Source organism: Cupriavidus sp. U2 (assembly GCF_009663685.2).
Lineage (GTDB): Bacteria > Pseudomonadota > Gammaproteobacteria > Burkholderiales > Burkholderiaceae > Cupriavidus > Cupriavidus necator_C.
Genome location: NZ_RCOG02000012.1, coordinates 216,747 through 236,163 on the forward strand (window position 1 = coordinate 216,747; position 19,417 = coordinate 236,163).

The window sequence follows — 19,417 nt, forward strand, 5'->3', positions numbered from 1 at the left end:
GTGCCGCCGCGGTTGCAGCGTTGCGCCGGCGTGCTTCGGAATCAGCCGCCCAGCAGGCCGCGCTTCAGGTTGCGGTCCACCGGGTGTTCGCCCAGGAAGATGCGCAGCACCGCCTGGTAGAAGTCTTCGCCCGGAATGGCCTGGCCACGCGGAATGCCGTTCAGCGTCACGGCGGTTCCGCCATTGGGCGTGAAGTCGAAATTGATGATGTCGCCGCGCTGGGCCGTGCCCAGCTGACTCATCGTGCGTTCCAACTGCGTCACGCGCTCGGACAGCAGTTGCATCTGCAGCGCCGAGTGGTTCTCGCGCAGCCCCTCGTTGAGGGCTTTGACGAACTGCGCCGATTCCACCTCGCGCAGCGGGCGGATCTGCAGCCGCTTCGGGCCCGGCGAGCCCAGCACCACGGTGGCGTTGCGGGCCCGCTCGGGCAGGTACAGCCCGGCCGCGTAGCCCTTGATCACGAATACCTGCCGCAGGCCCGTGCCGTTGAGCGACAACTGCCGGCCGCCCAGGCGTGCCATGTCGTCGAATCGCACGCCGTCAATCTCCATGGCCGATACCGACGGCAACAGCAGGCCGAGCGCCAGCGTCGCGCACAGCGAAACGGCAAGGCGGCGGGCAGGCGTGGCTCGGCGGAACGAAGACGGCGTGGACTTCATGGTGCGGCAGGCGGCGGCAAAGCCGCGGGCAAGGCAGATTCAGCGTGCCATGTTCGTGGAATTCTGAAAAAATACCCATCCGGATCTGCCCTAGGCTTCACTTTTCGCGAAGCCGGCCGTCGGGCACCACGATAACGACAAAGCATTCGAGACATGTCTGCCGCCCTGCTGCTGGTGCCGGACTTCAGCCTGATCCTCATCGGCTGGCTGCTGGTTCGATTTACCCCCTTTGACCGCGCGTTCTGGGCCAGCGTGGAACGCCTGGTCTATTTCGTGCTGTTCCCTGCGCTGCTGTTGCAATCCACCAACAGTGCGAAGTTCGACGTCTCGTCGACCTCGGCCATGCTTGGCCTGGCGCTGGCCACGATGGTCTTCGGCATGGCCACCGGCTATCTGGTGCGCTACGTGCTGCGGCCCGCCCCGATCGACTTCGCGTCGGGCTTCCAGACCGCTTTCCGCTTCAATTCCTATATCGGGCTGGCCCTGGCGGCGCGGCTCGGTGGCGGAGAAGGGCTGGCGCTGATGGCGTTGGTGGTCGGCGTGACGGTGCCGCTGTGCAACGTGGCGGCGGTCTGGGCGCTGGCGCGGCATGGCGAATCGACGCTGCTGCGCGAACTGGCGCGCAATCCGCTGATCCTGGCCACGGCCATCGGCCTGGCCACCAACCTGCTGGGCCTGCATCCGCCCGAGGTGATCGGCATGACGCTGGGCCGCCTGGGTTCGGCATCGACCGCGCTGGGCCTGATGACCGTGGGCGCCGGCCTGCAGATGAGCGGTGCCACCGGCACGGCCGGCCCGATGGCCTGGTGGAGCGGCGTGAAGCTGCTGGCCATGCCGTGCTTTGCGTGGCTGGTCGGCAAGTACCTGCCGCTGACCGCGCTGCAGTACCAGATCGTGGTCATCTATGCGTCGCTGCCGACGGCGTCCAGCGCCTATATCCTGGCCGTGCGCATGGGCGGCAACGGGCCGATGGTGGCCGCCACCATTTCCGCCATGACGGTGGCGGCGGTGGTGACCACGCCGGTCTGGCTGTCGCTGGTCAGCTAGGTCTCGGGCTTCAGGCCGCTCCGACCGTTCAGGCCGTTCGGACGGTTCAGCCGGCGGTGTCCTGGGCCAGAGCCCAGTCGATGTGCTCGCGCACGAGCGGCGTGGCGGTGTCGCGCCGGGCCAGCAGCGCGGCGCGAATGCGCTGGGCCAGGGCGGGATCGCTGGCCGATGCCACGCGCAGGCTGTTGCCGAGCCCCACCGCCAGGTTGCGCAGCCAGCGTTCATGGCCGATGCGGCGGATCGGGCTGCCTTCGAGCCGCTGGTTGAATTCGGCTTCGGTCCAGCCGAACAGGTCGGCCATGTCGGGGGCGTCGAAGCCGTTGCGCACGTCGAAATCGGGCAGCGTGGCACGGTGCGCGAACTTGTTCCACGGACAGGCCAGCTGGCAGTCGTCGCAGCCGTACACCCGGTTGCCCATTGGCGCGCGCAATGGCTCGGGAATCGCGCCCTTGTGCTCGATCGTCAGGTAAGAAATACAACGGCGCGCATCGAGCCGGAACGGCTCCAGGATGGCCCCGGTGGGACAGATGTCGATGCAGCGGCGGCAATTGCCGCAATGGGGCGCTTCTGCCGGGTCCGCCGGCAGCGGGATATCGACCAGGATCTCGCCCAGGAAGAACATCGACCCGCCGTCGCGGTCCAGCAGCAGCGTGTGCTTGCCGCGCCAGCCCAGGCCGCCCTGGCTGGCCAGCGCCACTTCCATGACCGGGGCCGAATCGGTGAACACGCGGTAGCCGAACGGGCCGATGGCCGTCTCGATGCGCGCCGCCAGCTGCTGCAGCCGGTTGCGCAGCACCTTGTGATAGTCGCGGCCGCGCGCATAGAGCGAGATCACGGCGGTGGCGGGATCGTCGAGCCGCGCCAGTTCGTGGCGGCGCCAGTCGTCGGGTCCCCGCGCCGGCAGGTAGGGCATGCGGGCGACGATGGCGCGCACCGTGCCGGGCACCAGTTCATGCGGCCGGGCGCGCTTTGCGCCGTGGTTGGCCATATAATCCATGTCGCCGTGGTAGCCCGCCTGCAACCACGCCAGCAGGCCCGCCTCGGCGTGCCGCAGATCGACATCGGCGATACGGATTTCGTCGAATCCGAGCGCGCGGCCCCAGCCGCGCAGGGACGCCGCCAGCGATGCCAGGTCCACGTCCGTAGTGACGGAGGCGGAATCTGGGTGCGCCGGAGCGGAATCTTCTGCGGGATGCGCGCGTTGCGCGGGGGTCGGGGCGGGCACTGCACGGTCGATCATCCCTGAATTGTACGCAATGCCCCTGCTCGAAGAACGCATCCTGCCGCTGCCCGACGAAATCGCCACCGAACGGTTTGGCGCGGCGCTGGCCGGCGCGGTGCGCCACATGCCGCCGCGCACGGTGCATGTCCAGCTGTCCGGAGACCTTGGCGCGGGCAAGACCACGCTGTCGCGCGCCGTGCTGCGTGCGCTGGGGCACGCGGGCAAGGTCCGCAGCCCCACCTACACGTTGTGCGAGCCCTACGACGTGCAGCGCGCCGATGGCTCGCCGCTGACCGTCTACCACTTCGACCTGTACCGCTTTGCCGATCCCGAGGAATGGATCGACGCCGGTTTTCGCGACTGTTTCGCCGAGCCGGCGTTCAACCTGGTGGAGTGGCCGGAGAAAGCCGGACGCCTGCTTGGGGAACCCGATCTGCACGTGTTGCTCCAATCGGACAACCGCGTGCCACAAATTGCCGTTAATGGGAATGAAGATGGCGCGGATCGCCGCATGGCAACGCTGCGCGCCTATACTCCCACTGGACTTACCCTGCTGAACGCATGCTGATCAAGCGACTTGCCACCGACCGACCCGATGGACCCGACGGACTGCTCCAGGCCCGCCGCAAATGGATGGCGCAGGCCCTGAAGGCCGGCGCCGGGACGGTGGTGCTGTCGCTGTGCGGCCCGCAGATCGCCTTTGGCGCCGGCATCGTGGCCGTGCGTGTCTGGCCCGCCGAGGATTACACCCGCGTCACGATCGAATCGGACGAGAAGCTCGTGGCCGTTCACCAGATGATCCGCAACCCGGACCGCCTGGTGGTGGACATCGATGGCCTGGACCTCTCGCCCACGCTGCGCGAGCTGGTGGCCAAGATCACGCCGAACGACCCCTATATCCAGTCGGTACGGGTGGGCCAGAACCGGCCGCGCGTGGTGCGGATGGTGTTCGACCTGAAGGAAGACGTGTCTCCGCAGGTGTTCACGCTGCTGCCGATTGCCGAGTACAAGAACCGGCTAGTGTTTGATTTGTATCCGGTCAATCCGCCCGATCCGCTCTGGAAGCTCGTGCGCGACACCGAAGACAAGCAGCGCCGTTTTGCCTCGACCACACCGCCCGCGGGCAGTGACGCCACGGTTGCCGGCGCGCCCGCGGGGGCCGAGGAAGACGCCATCGGGGCCATCGTTCGCAAGTTCGAGGACCGCGGCCAGCTGCCGCCGGCCACCACGGCACCGCCGCCCGCCATCGCCGCCGTGAAGCCGAAGCCGTCGGCGCCGTCCACGGTGGACAAGCCGGCCGCGCCGCCCGTGCCGCCGCCGATCGCGCAGACCAATGTGCCGCCGCCAAGCCAGTTCAAGATGCGCCGGCTGCTGACCGTGGCGCTGGACCCCGGCCACGGCGGCGAAGATCCCGGCGCCATTGGCGCCGCCGGGTCGCGCGAGAAGGACGTGGTGCTGCAGATCGCCTCGCGCCTGCGCAAGAAGATCGATTCGGAGCCCAATATGCGCGCCATGATGACGCGCGATTCGGACTTCTTCGTGCCGCTGAACGTGCGCGTGCAGAAGGCGCGCCGCGTGCAGGCCGACCTGTTCGTGTCGATCCACGCGGATGCGTTCGTGTCGCCGGAAGCGCGCGGCGCGTCGGTGTTCGCGCTGTCCGAGCGCGGCGCGTCGAGTTCGGCCGCGCGCTGGCTGGCCAACAAGGAAAACAATGCCGACCTGATCGGCGGCACCAACATGGGCAACAAGGACGCCCAGGTGTCGCGCGTGCTGCTGGACCTGTCCACCACGGCGCAGATCAACGACAGCATGCAGGTGGGCAAGTCGGTGCTGCAGGAAATCGGCGGCATCAACCGGCTGCACAAGGGCAGCGTCGAGCAGGCCGGGTTTGCCGTGCTGAAGGCGCCCGATATCCCGTCGATCCTGATCGAGACCGCGTTCATTTCCAATCCGGAAGAGGAGCGCAAGCTCAACGACGACGCACACCAGGAGCAACTGGCCAACGCGATTCTGCGCGGTATCAAGGCGTACTTCGCCAAGAACCCGCCGCTGTCGAGGAATCCGTCGGTGTAAGACACCGAATCTCAACAAAAAGCGGCGCCGAAGCGCCGTTTTTTTTGTTGGACTGGACGAACTGCGATCAGGCGCGCACCGCGTTGCGGGCTTCCTTGACTTCGTCGCGGCTGGCATAGCGCGCGGCGATGACCGAGCAGACGATCAGTTGCAGCTGGTGGTAGACCATCAGCGGCAGCACCAGCAGGCCCAGCGCCGGATGGCCGGCAAACAGGATCTTGGCCATCGGGATGCCGTTGGCCAGGCTCTTCTTCGAGCCGCAGAACACGGCCGTGATTTCGTCCTCGACCGAGAAGCCCAGACGACGCGCGGTGAACGTGGTGGTGCCCAGGATCACGAACAGCATCACGGCGGCGATGCCCATCACCGCGCCAATGGTCTGCCAGGAGTACTGGTGCCACAGGCCGGCGGCGGTGGCATCGCAGAACGACGAATATACGATCAGCACGATCACGCCACGGTCGATCTTGTTGGTGATCTGCTTCTTCCTGGCCAGCCAGTTGCCGATCAGCGGGCGGAATGCCTGGCCCAGTGCAAACGGCAGCAGCAATTGCAGCGCCACGCCCGTCAGCGCGCGGCCCAGCGGCATCGAGGCACCACTGGCGCTGATCACGAGGCCCATCAGCAGCGGGGTCAGCGCCATGCCGATCAGGCCCGAGATGGTGGCGTTGAAGATGGCGCCCGGCACATTGCCGCGCGCCATCGACGTCATGGCCACCGACGACGATACCGTGGACGGCAGCGCGCACAGGTAGAACACACCAAGCAGCAGTTCGGCCGGCAGCGTGTTGCGCAGCGACAGCATCAGCAGTACACCCACGATCGGGAACACGATGTACGTGAACGACTGCACGAAGACGTGCAGGCGCCAGTGCTTGGCCCCGGCCACGAGCTTGTCGCGCGACAATGCAGCGCCGTGCAGGAAAAATACCAGCGCGACACCCAGGCTGGTGACGATGCCGAGATGCAGCGGGCCGTTGCCCGCGCCAATCTCCGGCGCCACCAGCGCAATGCCGATCGCGCACAGCATGATGAGAACGAACCCGTCAATCAGGTCGTAGATCTTTTTGAAAGGGGCGAGAAGGGTAGCCATTGGGGATAGTGCGTAAGGGTTTCCGCTTGGTATTGGACGCTTGTCTTGCTTAGAATGCAAATTCATTTATCGTATTTATTCATTTTTTAGTTGCATGAATTACACACTCCGGCAGTTACGGGTCTTTCTTGCGGTGGCCGCGCACGGCAGTTTCAGCCGGGCGGCGGATGCCGTGGGCCTTACCCAGCCGGCCGTCAGCCGAGGTGTGGCCGAACTGGAAGAGGCGCTTGGCGTCCGTTTGCTGGACCGCACCACGCGTGAAGTGGTGCTGACTGACGCCGGCACCGCGTTGGTCCCGGCATTGGAGCGACTTTTGGGCCAGCTCGACGACACACTCGAAGAAACCCGGCAGTTAGGGGAGCGCTATCGGGGGAGGGTGGTGATAGCCAGCGCGCCGACCATCTCGGCGCGGCTGATGCCGATGTATGTGGCGGCCTGCGCCAGCCGGTACCCCGAGATCCGGTTGTTTGTACGCGACAACGTGCAGGCCGACGGGCTCGAACAGATCCGCGCCGGGGCGGTGGACTTCGGCGTGCTGATCGATCCGCTGGCACGGGAAGGGCTGACGATTGCGCCCCTGGCCACCGATCCGTTCTGCTTCGTATGCCGGCGCGACCACCCGTTGGCCAGCGCCGATTCCGTGCCCTGGAGCGCCCTGCATGGCGAGCGACTGGTGCTGCTGGACTTTGCGTCGGGCAGCCGGCCGCTGATCGACCGCATTCTGGCGCGCCACGGTGTGGCGCCTCAGGTGGTACAGGAGCTGGGCCACTCGGCCAGCGTGTTCGGGATGGTGGAGGCCGGGATCGGCGCCTCGGTGCTGCCGTCGTTCTCGCTGCCATTGCCGGCGGCGTCGCCGCTGGTGTCCCGGCCGCTGACCCCGCGCGAGGAACGCCGCATCGTCATGGTGCGGCGCGAAGACAGATCGCTGTCACCGGCCGCCGCCGCGGTCTGGGAAATGGTCCAGACCCTGCCGATCCCGGCCGAAGTGGTGACTGACTAAGTCACCCGGGCGCCATCGTTGCGAAGCTGCCGCGCATCAGCGCGCCGGCACGGCCGTGACCAGCGCGGCCTCCAGCGCGAAGCTGCCATCGGCCTGCACGCGGTAGCGGTCGCGCACTTCGGCAGGGGCCTTGTCCCACAGGTGGCGGATGGCGGCCTGTGCTACCTCGGGCGTGCGCATGCGCGCCACCCAGCTCTCGAATTCGATCTCGATGCGCCACACCGGCGACACCTCTACCTCGAATCCCGCCTGCCCGAACAGGCGCGCCCAGCCCACCGGCGTGTAATCGCGGATATGCGACGGATCGCGCAGCAGTTCCACCGATTGCAGCCAGGTATCGCAGAGCGGGTCTTCGGCGCCGACGATATCGATCAGCACCACCTTGCCGTTGGGCTTGAGCACGCGGCGGATTTCGCGCAGCGCGGCCGGCACGTCGCGCCAGTGATGCGCGCTCATGCGGGAGACGACGGCGCAGAAGCTGGCATCGTCAAACGGCAGCCGTTCGGCGGCGCCTTGCCGGGTGGTGATATTGGACAGGCCACGGTCCCGGGCGGCGCCGGCCACGACCTCGAGCATTTCGGCCGACAGGTCGTAAGCCACCACTTCGTTGGCAACCGTTGCGGCGGCAAAGCTGGCATGGCCGGCGCCGCAGCCCAGGTCGAGCACGCGGCTGTGCGCCACGGGCTTCAGGTGTGCCAGCGCCTGCCTGAGTTGTTCCAGATCCGCGCCCTGGGCGTGGACGGTGCTGGTGAGATACGCACTGGCGGTGGCGCCGAACTGGGCGGCGACGAGTTCCTGCTGTTGCATGAGGGGTGCCTCGTTCTTTTTGGAAGGATGAAAGGAAGGGGGGATTGCCCGGGCCCGGAGGTTCACGTACTGTAGACGCCGTGTTTTCCCGGTACAAGTCACTCTTTTATCCTGGTATAAGCGCCACCAGCCATGTCCGTCGAGCCCCTTCCCGCCCCCTCACGCGAATCCGAACTGGGTGCTTTCCTGCGCAATCATCGCGAGCGGCTGAACCCGGCCGAGGTCGGCCTGCCACTTGGCCGGCGGCGCCGCACGCCAGGTCTGCGCCGCGAGGAGGTGGCGCAACTGGCCGGGCTCAGCGCCACCTGGGTCACGTGGCTGGAGCAGGGGCGTCCGGTGGCGATGTCGGTGCGTGCGCTGGAAAGCCTGGCGCAGGCCCTGCGCCTGTCGCGCGCGGAACGCGCCTATCTGTTTGCGCTGGCCGGCAAGCCCGAGCCCCGGCACGACGCCGAGCCGATGGTCCCTCCGGCGCTGCTGGCCAGTGTGCAGGCGATTGCGGCACCGGCTTATCTGCTCGATCGGCAGTGGACGGCCCTGGCCTGGAACGATGCGGCGGCCGATCTGTTCGTGGGATGGCTCGACGACGCCAGCACCGAGCGCAATCTGTTGCGGGCCATGTTCCTGTCGCCCGGCCTGCAGACGCTGGTGGAAGACTGGCCGCACCGGGCGGCGCGGCTGGTGGCGGAATTTCGCGTGCACAGCCTGCGCCATGCGGAAGACCCGCCCACGCGCGGGCTGGTGGAGCAGCTGATGGCGGACAGTCCGGCATTCGCCAACGCCTGGCGGTCGCAGGATGTCGAGGAACGGCAGGGCGGCCGGCGCGGCTTTCATCATCCCGCGCGCGGCCTGATCTATCTGGAGCAGCTGACGCTGGTGCCGCCGGCCGTGCCGGGCTTGCTGCTGGCGATGCTGCTGCCGCCGGCGTAGGCGAGGGCTGCCTTACTTCGGCTGCATGCGGATCGCGCCGTCCAGGCGGATCACTTCGCCGTTCATCATCGTGTTGCCGATAATGGCCTGCGCCAGCTTTGCGAACTCCGCCGGACGGCCCAGGCGGGGCGGGAACGGCACCATCTTGCCCAGCGCGTCCTGCACTTCGGGCGGCATGCCCAGCAACATCGGCGTTTCGAACAGGCCCGGCGCGATGGTCATGCAGCGCACACCGTCGCGGGCCAGATCGCGGGCGATGGCCAGTGTCATGCCCACCACGCCGCCCTTGGACGCCGCATAGGCCGCCTGGCCGATCTGGCCATCGAAGGCCGCCACCGACGCCGTATTGATGATCACGCCGCGCTCGCCTTCGGCATCGGGCGTGTTTTCCACCATCGCCGCCGCCGCCAACCGGATCATGTTGAACGTGCCGATCAGGTTCACGCGGATGGTCTTCTCGAACGCGTCGAGCGGATGCGGGCCATTCTTGCCCACGGTCTTGGCGGCCACCGCAATGCCGGCGCAGTTGACCAGGCCAGACAGCCGGCCAAGCTTGCGCGCCGCGTCAACCACGGCCTGGCCATCGGCTTCCGACGTGACATCGCACTTCACGTACTGGCCGCCCAGCTCCTGGGCCAGCGCGGTGCCCGCCGCCTCGTTGAGGTCGGCGATCACGACCTTGCCGCCCGCCTGCGCCAGCATGCGCGCGGTGCCCGCGCCCAGCCCCGACGCGCCGCCGGTGACAATGAATACGTTGCCCTGGATGTCCATCGGTCTGTCTCCTTGTTTTTGAAATGCGGCGATCTGGTGCCGCAAGTTGAGTGCCGCGCATTGCTGCCGTTTACGTTAACGTAAACCGCCGCCCCACGTAAGCCCGGGTCAGCCCCAAAAACAAGAACGGCCCAGGAATGCCTGGGCCGTTTCCGGTGTCCTGCAGCGCAGGGCGGCTGACTTCAGCGGCTTACTTCAGCGCCTCGAACACGCTTGCCGTGATCTTGTCCACGTCGCCCACGCCCGAGATCTTGCGATACTGCGGCGGCGAAACCTTGGCCGAAGCGTCACCCTTGGTGGCCCAGTCCGAGTAGTAGTCCACCAGCGGGCGGGTCTGCTGCGAATAGACTTCCAGGCGCTTGCGCACGGTCTCTTCCTTGTCGTCGTCGCGCTGGATCAGCGGTTCGCCGGTTTCGTCGTCGACGTTCTCCACCTTCGGCGGGTTGTAGCGCACATGGTAGGTACGGCCCGACGCCACGTGGACACGGCGGCCGCTCATGCGCTCGATGATGGCATCGAACGGCACGTCGATTTCCAGCACGTAGTCGATGGCCACGCCGGCTTCCTTCATGGCCTCGGCCTGCGGAATCGTGCGCGGGAATCCGTCGAACAGATAGCCCTTTGCGCAGTCCGGCTGCTTAAGACGGTCCTTCACGAGGCCGATAATGATGTCATCCGACACCAGTCCGCCCGCGTCCATCACCTTCTTGGCTTCGATGCCCAGCGGCGTACCGGCCTTCACCGCGGCGCGCAGCATGTCGCCGGTGGAGATTTGCGGAATGCCGAACTTCTCGCAGATGAACTTGGCTTGCGTGCCTTTGCCGGCGCCAGGCGCGCCCAACAGGATCAAACGCATTTACGGGTCCTCAAGGTATTTGAATTCGGTCTGGCGGGATCTATGGAAGGAGGGTACCGCTGCAACTTGACGCGGGACTTACGTCCGGCCATGCCTCGACGTCGCTACGTGAAGGTCAAGGCATATGCCGGCGTCCGCTCATGCGCGGCGCCCGAAGCGCAGCGTCGTCTGGCTGTCGTGCGAAGGTCCTGCAATTCGCGGCGACTGGCCAGCGGCGCGCATCCGGGCGGCTCGATCTTTATCTCCCCACCGAGCCTTTGCCGCCGTGTCGCGCACGGCTGCGGGCTCTGTATCGGCACGCATTATGCCATGGGCAATGCCGGTTCGGCCTTCGTCCAGGTTGCAGCAGTATGAACTCCAGCGGGAAACCGGGGTCTACGGCACCGGCCGAGTGATGCTCAGGGACCGTCCTGTGCCATCCCCTGCGCCCAGAGCGCGCGTACGCGCTCCAGATCGGCCGGCGTGTCCACGCCCGGCGCTGGCGTCGCGGCCGTCATCATCACGCCGATACGCTCGCCATGCCACATGGCGCGCAGCTGTTCCAGCGCCTCCACCTGTTCGACTGGCGAGATCGCCAGCGTCGGGAATCGCCGCAGGAAGCCGGCACGATAGGCGTAGATGCCGATATGGCGCAGCACGGGCATGGCCGGCATCGGCACCTGCGCGGTGGCGGCCGGCTGCGTCGGCACGGCGGCCCAGGCGTCGCGTGCCCATGGAATCGGCGCGCGCGAGAAGTACAGCGCGCGGCCCGCGTTGTCGCACACCACTTTCACGACGTTGGGATTGAAGACCTCGGCCACATCGTCCAGCGGATGCGCGGCCGTGGCGATCGCGCAATCGGGATGCGCGGCCAGGTGCAGCGCCACCTCGTCGATCAGGTTCGGATCGATCAGCGGCTCGTCGCCCTGCACGTTGACCACGATGGCGTCGTCCGCCAGGCCCAGCTGGGCGGCAACTTCGGACAGGCGGTCCGTGCCCGACGGATGGTCGGCACGCGTGATCACGGCCTCCACGCCGCGCGCGGCGCAGGCGGCCGCCACGTCGGGCGCGTCGGTGGCCACCACGGTGCGCTGCGCCGACGACGCGTGCGCGCGTTCGGCCACGCGCACGATCATCGGATGACCGCCAATATCGGCCAGCGGCTTGTTCGGCAGGCGGGTGGAAGCCAGGCGCGCCGGAATGACGACGGTAAATGCGGGAATGCTCATGATGATTGCCGGATCGCGCCGACGCGGGTGGCGCGGGGGTCCGCTCAGTGGTCGGACGGTTCCACGGGCACCACGCGGCCCGGTACCGACTGGCGCGCTTCGTCGGCCAGCATGACCGGGATGCCGTCGCGAATCGGGTAGGCCAGCTTGTCGGCGTGGCAGATCAGTTCCTGGGCGGCGCGGTCGTACTCCAGCTTGCCCTTGCACAGCGGGCAGACGAGGATTTCAAGCAGCCGGTTGTCCATCCTGGTGTTCCTTGTCGAGTCCGGTCGCCGCGCCGGAGGATTGCCCCGTGGTAACGGGGGTGGCGACGGCCGGGTTGCGCGCCAGTACGACGCGCCGGATTTTGTCGATCAGGCCCGCGTCGATCACGGGCGTGGTGGGGACGACCCAGATCCTCGGGTCGTCAAAACGCTCGCATTTTACGGCATCCTTCTCGGTGATCAGGATCACGTCCGCATGGAGCGCATCGTCATTGCCGGCGAACGGGTCGTCGGCGAAATCGTAGTGGTCGGGCAGCGGCATCGTCGCCGTGGGCGTCAGGCCCGCGCGGCGCAGGCTGGCAAAGAACCGTTCCGGATTGCCGATGCCGGCTGCGGCCAGCACGCGCTTGCCCGCAAACTGGGCGACCGGGCGCGCCATGGTGGGGTCGTTGAGCTGCCAGGCGTCATCGAGCTCCAGCCGCATTCCATAGACGTCGGGCTTGTCCGGCGTGGCCTTGAAGTTCGGGTCGTTGATCAGCGTGGCGTCGCGCGGCCGGCTCAGCGGCTCGCGCAGCGGCCCGGCCGGCAACAGCATGCCGTTGCCGCCCATCCGTGCATCGAACATGACGATCTCGAAGTCGCGCTGCAGCCGGTAATGCTGCAGCCCGTCGTCGAGCAGCAAAACATTTACGCCCGGATGCGACACCAGCATCGTCTGCGCGCACAACGCCCGGTCGGGGAACACCCAGACGGGCACATCGGTGGCACGCGCGATCAGCAGCGGTTCGTCGCCCACGTCCACGGCCTTCGAGGTCGGCTTGACCCGGCGCGGGTGCTTCAATGCCACGCCGTAGCCACGCGATACCACGCCGGGACGCAGCCCGGCCTCGCACAGCGCATGGGCCAGGGCGATCACGGCCGGCGTCTTGCCGGTGCCGCCCACCGTCACGTTGCCGACCACGATCACCGGCATCGGCAGGCGCGTCGACTGGAACCAGCCCTGGCGGTAGCCGTGGCGCCGGATGCGCGCGATCAGCCCGAACAGCAGCGACAGTGGCCACATCAGCCAGGCGAACCAGCCGCGGCGCTGCCACTGGGCGGTGACGAAGTCGGCAAGGGCGTGTCGGGGAGCGGGCATGAGCGGGACGGATGGAAAAAGGCGATGCCACCCTGGGGTGGCATCGGCCCGATGCAGACATTATGGGCATTGCGCAGCGCATGCGGCAAGTTTGCCGCCCGTCCGGCCCTGCGCACCCGGTGCGGGGTCAGCGTTGCTGCGCGGTCTGCGTGGCGAAGGTCAGGCGCGACAGGCCCGCCACGCGGGCCGCTTCCATCACGTTGATGACGGCCTGGTGGGTGGCCTGGGCATCGGCATTGACGATGACCACCGGCTGCTGCCCGCTGCCGGCCGGGCCGGCGGCGCTGCGCAACTGGTCGGCCAGGCTGGTGACGTCCTTCTGCTCCAGCACCTGCTTGTTGACGGAGTAGACCCCGCGCGCCGAAACCGATACGACGATCTCGGTCGGGTGTTGCTGTGCGCGGTCGGCATCGGCCGTGGGCAGCTGGATCTGCAGTTCGGTAAAGCGCGAGTACGTGGTCGTGATCATCAGGAAGATCAGGATCACGAGCAGCACGTCGATGAGCGGGATCAGGTTGATCTCCGGCTCCTCGCGCCGCTGGCGGGAACGGAAATGCATGGCGTGCTCCGGCCGCGTCAGGCCCTGCGCTGCGGCAGGATGGCGTCCAGGAACGCGGTGGCGCGGAATTCGAGCTCGGCCACGTAGTCGTCCACCAGGCGCCGGAAGTAGCGCCAGAAGATCAGGGCCGGGATCGCCACGATCAGGCCGAAGGCCGTGTTGTAGAGCGCCACCGAGATGCCGTGCGCCAGCTGCTCGGGGTTGGCGCCCGTGCCGCCCTGGTTGCCGAAGATCTCGATCATGCCGATCACGGTGCCCAGCAGGCCCATCAGCGGCGCCACCGAGGCAATCGTGCCCAGTGCGTTCAGGTAGCGTTCGAGGTCGTGCGCCACGATGCGGCCGGCTTCTTCCACCACGTCCTTGGCGGCGTCGCGCGACGTTTGCGGCTGCAGCACCACATGGCGCAGGCCGGCGGCCAGCACGCGGCCCAGCGGGGAGTTCTTTTCGAGATTGCTGACGACCTCGGGCGTGGCCTTGCGCTGCTGGGCGGCGGAGAGCGCCTCCTCGTACAGCTTGGGCGGCAGGATCTTGCTGCGCTTGAGGGAAACGAAGCGTTCGACGATCAGCGCGAGCGCAATGACCGAGGCCAGCAGCAGCGGCCAGATCGGCCAGCCGGCCGCTTGAATGATGGAAAACACGTGGACCCCCGAAATTCTACGAAAGCGACAGACCCGAAATGGACGGCATGACGACAAACTGCGCGGCAGCCTTTGATGCGCGCTGGCTCCCATGCGCACCGGCAATGCTCGAAAAATTGCAGGCGCCACTCTAACCCGCTCCCGGCCAGCCCGGCAAGCCGCGTTGGATGCCGCTGTCTGCGGCTTTCCACACTGACGCGGGACAGCATTGTGGACCACTTGTGGAAAGCGTTCGGAAAAACGGGCTAACCCGTTGATTCGAAAGGATTGCCGTCCTGTTGCCTGTTTTTTGTGCAGGACGGGGAAAGTACATGGAATCGACGGTGGTTTGCCAGTTCGACCGGCGCCATCGGGCGTTTCCGTCACAACTTTCCACACGCAGGCGGGACAGTGTTGTGGATCGGCTGTGGAAAGCCGTCGAAGAGAGACGCTAAATTATTGATCCGAAAGGGAAAGCGTTGTCGTGCCTAAAAAACGGTCAACGCGTTGGCGGGGCGGGCGCCCTTGGCACGCCAGCGCGGGGCGTCAGCTTTCCACATCGGCACAGGACAGGATTGTGGATCGGTTGTGGATAAGGGCGGGAGAAACCGGCTAACCCCTTGATCCATATGACGGTATACATGTCTGCCTAAAAAATGGGCAGTCCGGGTGCCCGCGCGTGCCGTGCGGCACGGTCGACTTCCCACTCGCGCATGCGTTGCCACAGCGTGCTCCGATGCGCAACGTATACGTTGTCCACAGGCCAGACCCTTGACAAATCCATTATCCAAAGCTTCTGTGGATAACTTTGTGAACAAGCGCCGGCCCGTTTTGGTAAGTGGTTGACGCGTAAGGCTTTCTCTTACATTGCCTGTTTTTTGGTCCCGTCAGAAACCTCAAGCGAATCAATAGCTTGTACCGACTCATGCGCAATGCCGGCGAACACATGGGTACTGCCCGGTGCCTCTTGACATAGCGGTTATGCTGTGGACATGTCCATCTCACGCCGCCTGCGCGGTTGTGCACCATGCCAGAGAACGAGAACCTTTCGCGTTTTGCGCCGTCTCAGCCGCCCTCGCGCACGCGCGACGTGATTCCGGTCAGCGAACTCAACCATGCGATTGCCGGCGTGCTCGAACGCAGCTTTCCGTTGGCGTGGGTCAGGGGGGAGATCTCGAACTTCACTCGCGCGGCCAGCGGCCACTGGTATTTCTCGCTCAAGGATGCCCGCGCGCAGATCCGCTGCGTGATGTTCCGGGGACGTAACCAGCACGTGGACTTCGCGCCGCGCGAGGGCGAGGCCGTCGAAGTGCGCGCCGTGGTGTCGATGTACGAGGCCCGGGGCGAACTGCAGCTGGGCGTGGAAGCCATGCGCCGCGCCGGCCTGGGCAATCTCTACGAAGCGTTCCTGCGGCTCAAGGAAAAACTTGCACAGGCGGGTCTGTTCGATCCCGCACGCAAGCGGCCGATCCCGTCGCATCCGCGCACCATCGGCGTGATCACGTCGTTGCAGGCCGCCGCGATGCGCGACGTACTGACCACGTTGCAGCGGCGTGCGCCCCACGTCAACGTGATCGTATACCCCGTGCCAGTCCAGGGCGCCGGCGCGGCCGACAAGATTGCCGCCATGCTCGATACGGCCAGCGCACGCGATGAATGCGATGTGCTGATCCTGTGCCGCGGCGGCGGCAGTATCGAAGACCTGTGGTCGTTCAACGAGGAAGTGGTGGCGCAGGCCATCGCGCGCAGCCGCGTACCGGTGGTGTCCGGGGTGGGTCACGAAACCGATTTCACGATTGCCGATTTCGTGGCCGATGTCCGCGCCCCCACGCCGACCGGCGCGGCTGAAATGGTCAGCCCGGACCGCGCGCATCTGCTGCAGGCCGCCCGCCGCGCCCGCGAGGCGCTGGCCCAGTGCATGGACCGCCAGCTCGAACGTCGCGCGCAGCATCTGCAGTGGCTGTCGCGCCAGTTGCGTAGCCCGCAGGCGCAAGTGCAGGAACGGCGCGCACAGGTCGACAATCTGGCCCGACACTTGCGTGCGGCACTGCGCGATACGGTGTCCGCGCAGCGCCACCGGCACGACGTGCTGGCCATGCGCTGGCGGGCCTGCCGGCCCGATACGGATGCGGCACAGGCGGTGCTGGACCGTACGGCGGCGCGCATGGACGCCGCGCTGGAACGCCGTCACGAACGTGAAACGCAGCGGCTGGCGCGCGCGGCCGGGGCGCTGGAACTGCTGGCCCCGCAGCGCACGCTGGAACGGGGGTATGCGGTGCTGCTCGACAATCGCGGGCGGGCGCTGCGGTCGCCCAGCGACCTGCGCGCCGGCAGCATTGTCGAGGCGCATCTGGCGGACGGCACGGCGGACCTGGAAATCGCCAATGTACAGGCCAAACTGGCGGCTTTCTGAGGGTTTTCGAGGCGCGCGCGCCGCCCTGGTTGCGACTGATTCTCAGTCGATTGCAATGACTCCCCTGAGCGGCCGCAGGGGAAACTAACATGAGGTCAGGGGGCTTTCCGGGGCCGTTTGCGCGGGTCTGGCAAGTCACCTACAATCGGCCATTCTCCCCACCAAAACCGTAGAGACAGAACAATGGAACACACGCTCCCTCCTCTCCCGTACGCGCATGACGCCCTGGCTCCGCACATCTCCAAGGAGACCCTGGAGTTCCATCATGACAAGCACCACCAGACGTACGTCACGAACCTGAACAACCTGATCAAGGGCACCGAGTTCGAGAACGCTTCGCTGGAAGAGATCGTCAAGAAGTCGTCGGGCGGCATCTTCAACAACGCTGCCCAGGTGTGGAACCACACGTTCTACTGGGAATCGATGAAGCCGAACGGCGGCGGCCAGCCGACCGGTGCCCTGGCTGACGCGATCAACGCCAGGTTCGGTTCGTTCGACAAGTTCAAGGAAGAATTCACGAAGACGGCCGTTGGCACCTTCGGTTCGGGCTGGGCCTGGCTGGTCAAGAAGACCGATGGCTCGCTGGACCTGGTGTCCACCTCGAACGCCGCCACGCCGCTGACCACCGACGCCAAGCCGCTGCTGACCTGCGACGTGTGGGAGCACGCCTACTACATCGACTACCGCAATGCCCGTCCGAAGTATGTCGAGGCATTCTGGAACGTCGTGAACTGGGACTTCGCTTCGAAGAACTTCGCCTGAGTGCCTGCGCTGGCCGCATCAGGCGGCCAGGTGCGGTCCCCGGCAAAGCGCCCCGGAAATTCCGGGGCGTTTTCGTTTGCGCACGGAACGACGCGCAGGGTTACGGTTCGCGCGCCCAGCCCGTGCGGCGCCATGCCACGGGGCCCATCGACGCCAGCGTCACGCCGGCCACGATCAGCGCGCAGGCCAGAAAGATCATCGACCCGTCGCGTTCGGTGACCTTGCCAGCCAGCGCCAGGCACAGCAACGACAACACGGGTGTGCCGTAGCCCAGGATGCCGATCTGCGCCGCGTTGCCGTGCCGCATGGCGTAATCCCACAGCACGAACGAGATGCCCAGCGGCCCCAGCCCGATCGCCGCGACCCATGCCAGGTCGCTGGCCGATGGCACGAAGCGGGGCTCGATCAGCAGGTGACTGGCAATGGCCAGCAGCCCGGCCCCCAGGCAGAAACCGCCGACGGCCCACGACGAGAACGGCGGCAACCAACGCGCGCCCAGCGAATAGACCGCCCAGACGATGGCGGCCAGCAGCGCCAGCGCATAGCCGGCCATGTGCGTGCCGTCCGGGCCGCCCGCGCCCGCGCCGAATGCGCCGGCCCCCGATCCTGCCGTGATGGCCACGATGCAGCCGCTAAAGCCAAGTAGCGCCCCGGCGACCTTGGTGATGCAGTCGATGCCGCGCCAGATCGTGGTGCCAAGCAGCACCAGGATCAACGGCCACAGGTAGTTGATCAGGTTGGCCTGGGCAATCGGCGCCAGCCTGAACGCCATGACCAGGCCCGCGTTGTACACGAACAGGCACGTCACGCCGAACGCCAGCGTGCGCGGCGGCACACGCCACTCGCGTACGCGATGCAGGGAGGTCGCGCTGCCCAGGCACAGCGCCAGGCCCGTCAGCAGCAGCGGCGGCACGTCGGGTGCATGGGACACCAGCGTTGCGAACGACGCCCAGAGCAGGATCGCGCCGGCGGCGCAGAGCCATGCGGCGCGCCTCATGCCGCCGCTCCTAGCGCGGTGCCTTCGCAGTCGTCCGCCACGTTGAAGTCCGTCAGGCAGTTCAGCCTCATGGCGCGGATCTGCTCGGTCATGAAATCGATAAACACGCGGATGCGCGTGGGCAGATGCTGGCGGCTCAGGTAGCAGATGTAGTGGCCCCGATCGTCGGGCGCATGGCGCGCCAGCGCCACCAACAGTTCCCCGCGGGCGATGTGGTCGCAGATCTGGTAGCCGGCCATCTGCGCGACCCCCCAGCCCGCCAGCACCGCATGCAGTACCAGGTCGGCGTCGTTGAAGGTCATGCGCGCGCGGGGCAGGAACTTGCGGACGATGCCGTCGGCCTTGAACTCCCATTCGAAGATGCGCCCGCTGGAAAAGCGGAAGTTGATGCATTCGTGCTGCGGCAGGTCGTCCAGCGTCTGCGGCAGCCCGTGGCGGGCCACGTAAGACGGCGCGGCGCACAGCGCCATCTGCATCGGGATGAGCTGTTTGGCGATGATGCTCGAATCCTCGATCCGCCCGTTGCGGAAGGCGACGTCGATCTGTTCCGACGCAAAGTCCGTGGGCCGGTCGTCCAGCAAGAGGTCGATGGCGATGTCCGGGTAGAGCTGGACGAATTTGTCGAGCAGCGGCGCCACGATCTTGCGGCCGAACCCCACGGTGGCACTGATGCGCACCAGGCCGCGTGGCGGGCCCTGGCGCAGTTCCAGCATGTCATTCATGGCCTCCACGATATGCGTGACGCCCTGATGGCAGTTTTCGAAGAAGCGTTGGCCTTCGCGCGTGAGCTGCGTGGTGCGCGTGGTGCGCAGGAACAGCCGCGTGCTCAACTGGGTTTCCAGCTTCTGCACGTTGCGGCTGACCGCCGAGCGGCCAATGCCCAGGCGCTCGCCGGCCTTGGCGAAGCTGCCTTCGCTGGCCACGGCCATGAACGCCATGATGCCGGCGTAGCTGGCGGCAAAGCTCGTAGACAGTGCGTCGGCGCGGTTTGGCAGGCTGAGCCTGAAAGTGCGGTCCGACGCGTCGGCCGGTTGTATCGGTTCCATGATTTCCCCTGCGCTTCCC

20 protein-coding genes are annotated in these 19,417 nt (G+C 66.7%); 7 read left to right on the forward strand and 13 right to left on the reverse strand.

Annotated elements, in window-relative coordinates; all coding sequences use genetic code 11:
* Positions 1-41: 41 nt before the first annotated feature.
* The gene (locus tag D9X30_RS11195; protein WP_153946644.1) at positions 42-659 is read right to left on the reverse strand and encodes a chalcone isomerase family protein; all 618 of its coding nucleotides are present in this window, start codon (positions 657-659) and stop codon (positions 42-44) included.
* A 153-nt stretch (positions 660-812) separates the two neighbouring features.
* Between D9X30_RS11195 and D9X30_RS11200 the strand changes: the two genes are divergently transcribed.
* Positions 813-1,706, forward strand: coding sequence for an AEC family transporter (locus tag D9X30_RS11200; RefSeq protein ID WP_153946645.1), 894 nt, complete (start codon positions 813-815; stop codon positions 1,704-1,706).
* Positions 1,707-1,752: 46 nt separating this feature from the next.
* On the opposite strand, the gene queG is transcribed toward D9X30_RS11200, so the two are convergent.
* On the reverse strand, positions 1,753-2,946 hold the full coding sequence (gene queG / locus D9X30_RS11205) for a tRNA epoxyqueuosine(34) reductase QueG (protein ID WP_502799627.1): 1,194 nt from the start codon (positions 2,944-2,946) through the stop codon (positions 1,753-1,755).
* A 16-nt stretch (positions 2,947-2,962) separates the two neighbouring features.
* Here queG and tsaE point away from each other — a divergent pair, with 16 nt between their 5' ends.
* Together tsaE and D9X30_RS11215 are read left to right on the forward strand one after the other, a co-directional pair.
* Positions 2,963-3,496 (forward strand): tRNA (adenosine(37)-N6)-threonylcarbamoyltransferase complex ATPase subunit type 1 TsaE, encoded by a 534-nt coding sequence (gene tsaE / locus D9X30_RS11210; RefSeq protein WP_153946646.1) that lies wholly within the window; start codon positions 2,963-2,965, stop codon positions 3,494-3,496.
* The gene (locus D9X30_RS11215) at positions 3,490-5,001 is read left to right on the forward strand and encodes an N-acetylmuramoyl-L-alanine amidase (RefSeq protein ID WP_153946647.1); all 1,512 of its coding nucleotides are present in this window, start codon (positions 3,490-3,492) and stop codon (positions 4,999-5,001) included. The genes tsaE and D9X30_RS11215 overlap by 7 nt, the downstream gene beginning before the upstream one ends.
* A gap of 67 nt (positions 5,002-5,068) precedes the next feature.
* Here the strand turns inward: D9X30_RS11215 and D9X30_RS11220 are convergent, their stop codons facing one another.
* Complete coding sequence (locus D9X30_RS11220; protein ID WP_153946648.1) at positions 5,069-6,094, reverse strand: bile acid:sodium symporter family protein; 1,026 nt, start codon at positions 6,092-6,094, stop codon at positions 5,069-5,071.
* A 94-nt stretch (positions 6,095-6,188) separates the two neighbouring features.
* Here D9X30_RS11220 and D9X30_RS11225 point away from each other — a divergent pair, with 94 nt between their 5' ends.
* Positions 6,189-7,094, forward strand: coding sequence for a LysR family transcriptional regulator (locus D9X30_RS11225; RefSeq protein ID WP_153946649.1), 906 nt, complete (start codon positions 6,189-6,191; stop codon positions 7,092-7,094).
* Positions 7,095-7,130: 36 nt separating this feature from the next.
* Here the strand turns inward: D9X30_RS11225 and D9X30_RS11230 are convergent, their stop codons facing one another.
* Positions 7,131-7,901, reverse strand: a complete 771-nt coding sequence (locus D9X30_RS11230) for a class I SAM-dependent methyltransferase (protein ID WP_153946650.1) — start codon at positions 7,899-7,901, stop codon at positions 7,131-7,133.
* A gap of 132 nt (positions 7,902-8,033) precedes the next feature.
* Here D9X30_RS11230 and D9X30_RS11235 point away from each other — a divergent pair, with 132 nt between their 5' ends.
* On the forward strand, positions 8,034-8,828 hold the full coding sequence (locus D9X30_RS11235; RefSeq protein WP_153946651.1) for a helix-turn-helix transcriptional regulator: 795 nt from the start codon (positions 8,034-8,036) through the stop codon (positions 8,826-8,828).
* A gap of 12 nt (positions 8,829-8,840) precedes the next feature.
* Here D9X30_RS11235 and D9X30_RS11240 read toward each other — a convergent pair whose 3' ends face one another.
* The 7 genes from D9X30_RS11240 to D9X30_RS11270 form a co-directional block, all read right to left on the reverse strand.
* A complete protein-coding gene (locus D9X30_RS11240; RefSeq protein WP_153946652.1) occupies positions 8,841-9,599 on the reverse strand; it encodes a 3-hydroxyacyl-CoA dehydrogenase in 759 nt (252 codons plus the stop codon).
* Positions 9,600-9,789: 190 nt separating this feature from the next.
* Positions 9,790-10,455 carry an adenylate kinase gene (gene adk / locus D9X30_RS11245; RefSeq protein ID WP_153946653.1) on the reverse strand — a complete coding sequence of 222 codons (666 nt, stop codon included), beginning with the start codon at positions 10,453-10,455 and terminating at the stop codon, positions 9,790-9,792.
* Between the two features lie 398 nt (positions 10,456-10,853).
* Positions 10,854-11,663: a 3-deoxy-manno-octulosonate cytidylyltransferase gene (gene kdsB, locus D9X30_RS11250; RefSeq protein ID WP_153946654.1), complete on the reverse strand. Its 810-nt coding sequence runs from the start codon at positions 11,661-11,663 to the stop codon at positions 10,854-10,856.
* 44 nt (positions 11,664-11,707) lie between these two features.
* On the reverse strand, positions 11,708-11,908 hold the full coding sequence (locus D9X30_RS11255) for a Trm112 family protein (RefSeq protein ID WP_153946655.1): 201 nt from the start codon (positions 11,906-11,908) through the stop codon (positions 11,708-11,710).
* Positions 11,889-13,004, reverse strand: a complete 1,116-nt coding sequence (lpxK, locus tag D9X30_RS11260; protein ID WP_153946656.1) for a tetraacyldisaccharide 4'-kinase — start codon at positions 13,002-13,004, stop codon at positions 11,889-11,891. The genes D9X30_RS11255 and lpxK overlap by 20 nt, the downstream gene beginning before the upstream one ends.
* 127 nt (positions 13,005-13,131) lie before the next feature.
* Positions 13,132-13,563 (reverse strand): ExbD/TolR family protein, encoded by a 432-nt coding sequence (locus tag D9X30_RS11265; protein WP_153946657.1) that lies wholly within the window; start codon positions 13,561-13,563, stop codon positions 13,132-13,134.
* Positions 13,564-13,580: 17 nt separating this feature from the next.
* A complete protein-coding gene (locus D9X30_RS11270; RefSeq protein WP_249640941.1) occupies positions 13,581-14,201 on the reverse strand; it encodes a MotA/TolQ/ExbB proton channel family protein in 621 nt (206 codons plus the stop codon).
* Positions 14,202-15,207: 1,006 nt separating this feature from the next.
* On the opposite strand from D9X30_RS11270, the gene xseA reads away from it, so the two are divergent.
* Together xseA and sodB are read left to right on the forward strand one after the other, a co-directional pair.
* Positions 15,208-16,593 carry an exodeoxyribonuclease VII large subunit gene (gene xseA, locus D9X30_RS11275; RefSeq protein WP_153946659.1) on the forward strand — a complete coding sequence of 462 codons (1,386 nt, stop codon included), beginning with the start codon at positions 15,208-15,210 and terminating at the stop codon, positions 16,591-16,593.
* Positions 16,594-16,776: 183 nt separating this feature from the next.
* Positions 16,777-17,355, forward strand: coding sequence for a superoxide dismutase [Fe] (gene sodB, locus D9X30_RS11280; RefSeq protein ID WP_153946660.1), 579 nt, complete (start codon positions 16,777-16,779; stop codon positions 17,353-17,355).
* A 100-nt stretch (positions 17,356-17,455) separates the two neighbouring features.
* Here the strand turns inward: sodB and D9X30_RS11285 are convergent, their stop codons facing one another.
* Both D9X30_RS11285 and D9X30_RS11290 read right to left on the reverse strand, forming a co-directional pair.
* Positions 17,456-18,352 (reverse strand): DMT family transporter, encoded by an 897-nt coding sequence (locus D9X30_RS11285; RefSeq protein ID WP_153946661.1) that lies wholly within the window; start codon positions 18,350-18,352, stop codon positions 17,456-17,458.
* Positions 18,349-19,398: a LysR family transcriptional regulator gene (locus D9X30_RS11290; RefSeq protein WP_153946662.1), complete on the reverse strand. Its 1,050-nt coding sequence runs from the start codon at positions 19,396-19,398 to the stop codon at positions 18,349-18,351. Before D9X30_RS11290 ends, D9X30_RS11285 begins: the two co-directional genes overlap by 4 nt.
* Positions 19,399-19,417: the final 19 nt, after the last annotated feature.

What these genes read in the sequence shown, in the direction of transcription:
- D9X30_RS11255 (WP_153946655.1), bottom strand. Translation starts at nt 11,908, where the DNA reads ATGGACAACCGGCTGCTTGAAATCCTCGTCTGCCCGCTGTGCAAGGGC.
- tsaE (WP_153946646.1), top strand. Translation starts at nt 2,963, where the DNA reads ATGCCCCTGCTCGAAGAACGCATCCTGCCGCTGCCCGACGAAATCGCC.
- D9X30_RS11265 (WP_153946657.1), bottom strand. Translation starts at nt 13,563, where the DNA reads ATGCATTTCCGTTCCCGCCAGCGGCGCGAGGAGCCGGAGATCAACCTG.
- D9X30_RS11285 (WP_153946661.1), bottom strand. Translation starts at nt 18,352, where the DNA reads ATGAGGCGCGCCGCATGGCTCTGCGCCGCCGGCGCGATCCTGCTCTGG.
- sodB (WP_153946660.1), top strand. Translation starts at nt 16,777, where the DNA reads ATGGAACACACGCTCCCTCCTCTCCCGTACGCGCATGACGCCCTGGCT.
- D9X30_RS11225 (WP_153946649.1), top strand. Translation starts at nt 6,189, where the DNA reads ATGAATTACACACTCCGGCAGTTACGGGTCTTTCTTGCGGTGGCCGCG.
- D9X30_RS11240 (WP_153946652.1), bottom strand. Translation starts at nt 9,599, where the DNA reads ATGGACATCCAGGGCAACGTATTCATTGTCACCGGCGGCGCGTCGGGG.
- xseA (WP_153946659.1), top strand. Translation starts at nt 15,208, where the DNA reads ATGCCAGAGAACGAGAACCTTTCGCGTTTTGCGCCGTCTCAGCCGCCC.
- queG (WP_502799627.1), bottom strand. Translation starts at nt 2,946, where the DNA reads ATGATCGACCGTGCAGTGCCCGCCCCGACCCCCGCGCAACGCGCGCAT.
- D9X30_RS11200 (WP_153946645.1), top strand. Translation starts at nt 813, where the DNA reads ATGTCTGCCGCCCTGCTGCTGGTGCCGGACTTCAGCCTGATCCTCATC.
- D9X30_RS11235 (WP_153946651.1), top strand. Translation starts at nt 8,034, where the DNA reads ATGTCCGTCGAGCCCCTTCCCGCCCCCTCACGCGAATCCGAACTGGGT.
- lpxK (WP_153946656.1), bottom strand. Translation starts at nt 13,004, where the DNA reads ATGCCCGCTCCCCGACACGCCCTTGCCGACTTCGTCACCGCCCAGTGG.
- D9X30_RS11230 (WP_153946650.1), bottom strand. Translation starts at nt 7,901, where the DNA reads ATGCAACAGCAGGAACTCGTCGCCGCCCAGTTCGGCGCCACCGCCAGT.
- D9X30_RS11220 (WP_153946648.1), bottom strand. Translation starts at nt 6,094, where the DNA reads ATGGCTACCCTTCTCGCCCCTTTCAAAAAGATCTACGACCTGATTGAC.
- D9X30_RS11290 (WP_153946662.1), bottom strand. Translation starts at nt 19,398, where the DNA reads ATGGAACCGATACAACCGGCCGACGCGTCGGACCGCACTTTCAGGCTC.
- kdsB (WP_153946654.1), bottom strand. Translation starts at nt 11,663, where the DNA reads ATGAGCATTCCCGCATTTACCGTCGTCATTCCGGCGCGCCTGGCTTCC.
- D9X30_RS11215 (WP_153946647.1), top strand. Translation starts at nt 3,490, where the DNA reads ATGCTGATCAAGCGACTTGCCACCGACCGACCCGATGGACCCGACGGA.
- D9X30_RS11195 (WP_153946644.1), bottom strand. Translation starts at nt 659, where the DNA reads ATGAAGTCCACGCCGTCTTCGTTCCGCCGAGCCACGCCTGCCCGCCGC.
- adk (WP_153946653.1), bottom strand. Translation starts at nt 10,455, where the DNA reads ATGCGTTTGATCCTGTTGGGCGCGCCTGGCGCCGGCAAAGGCACGCAA.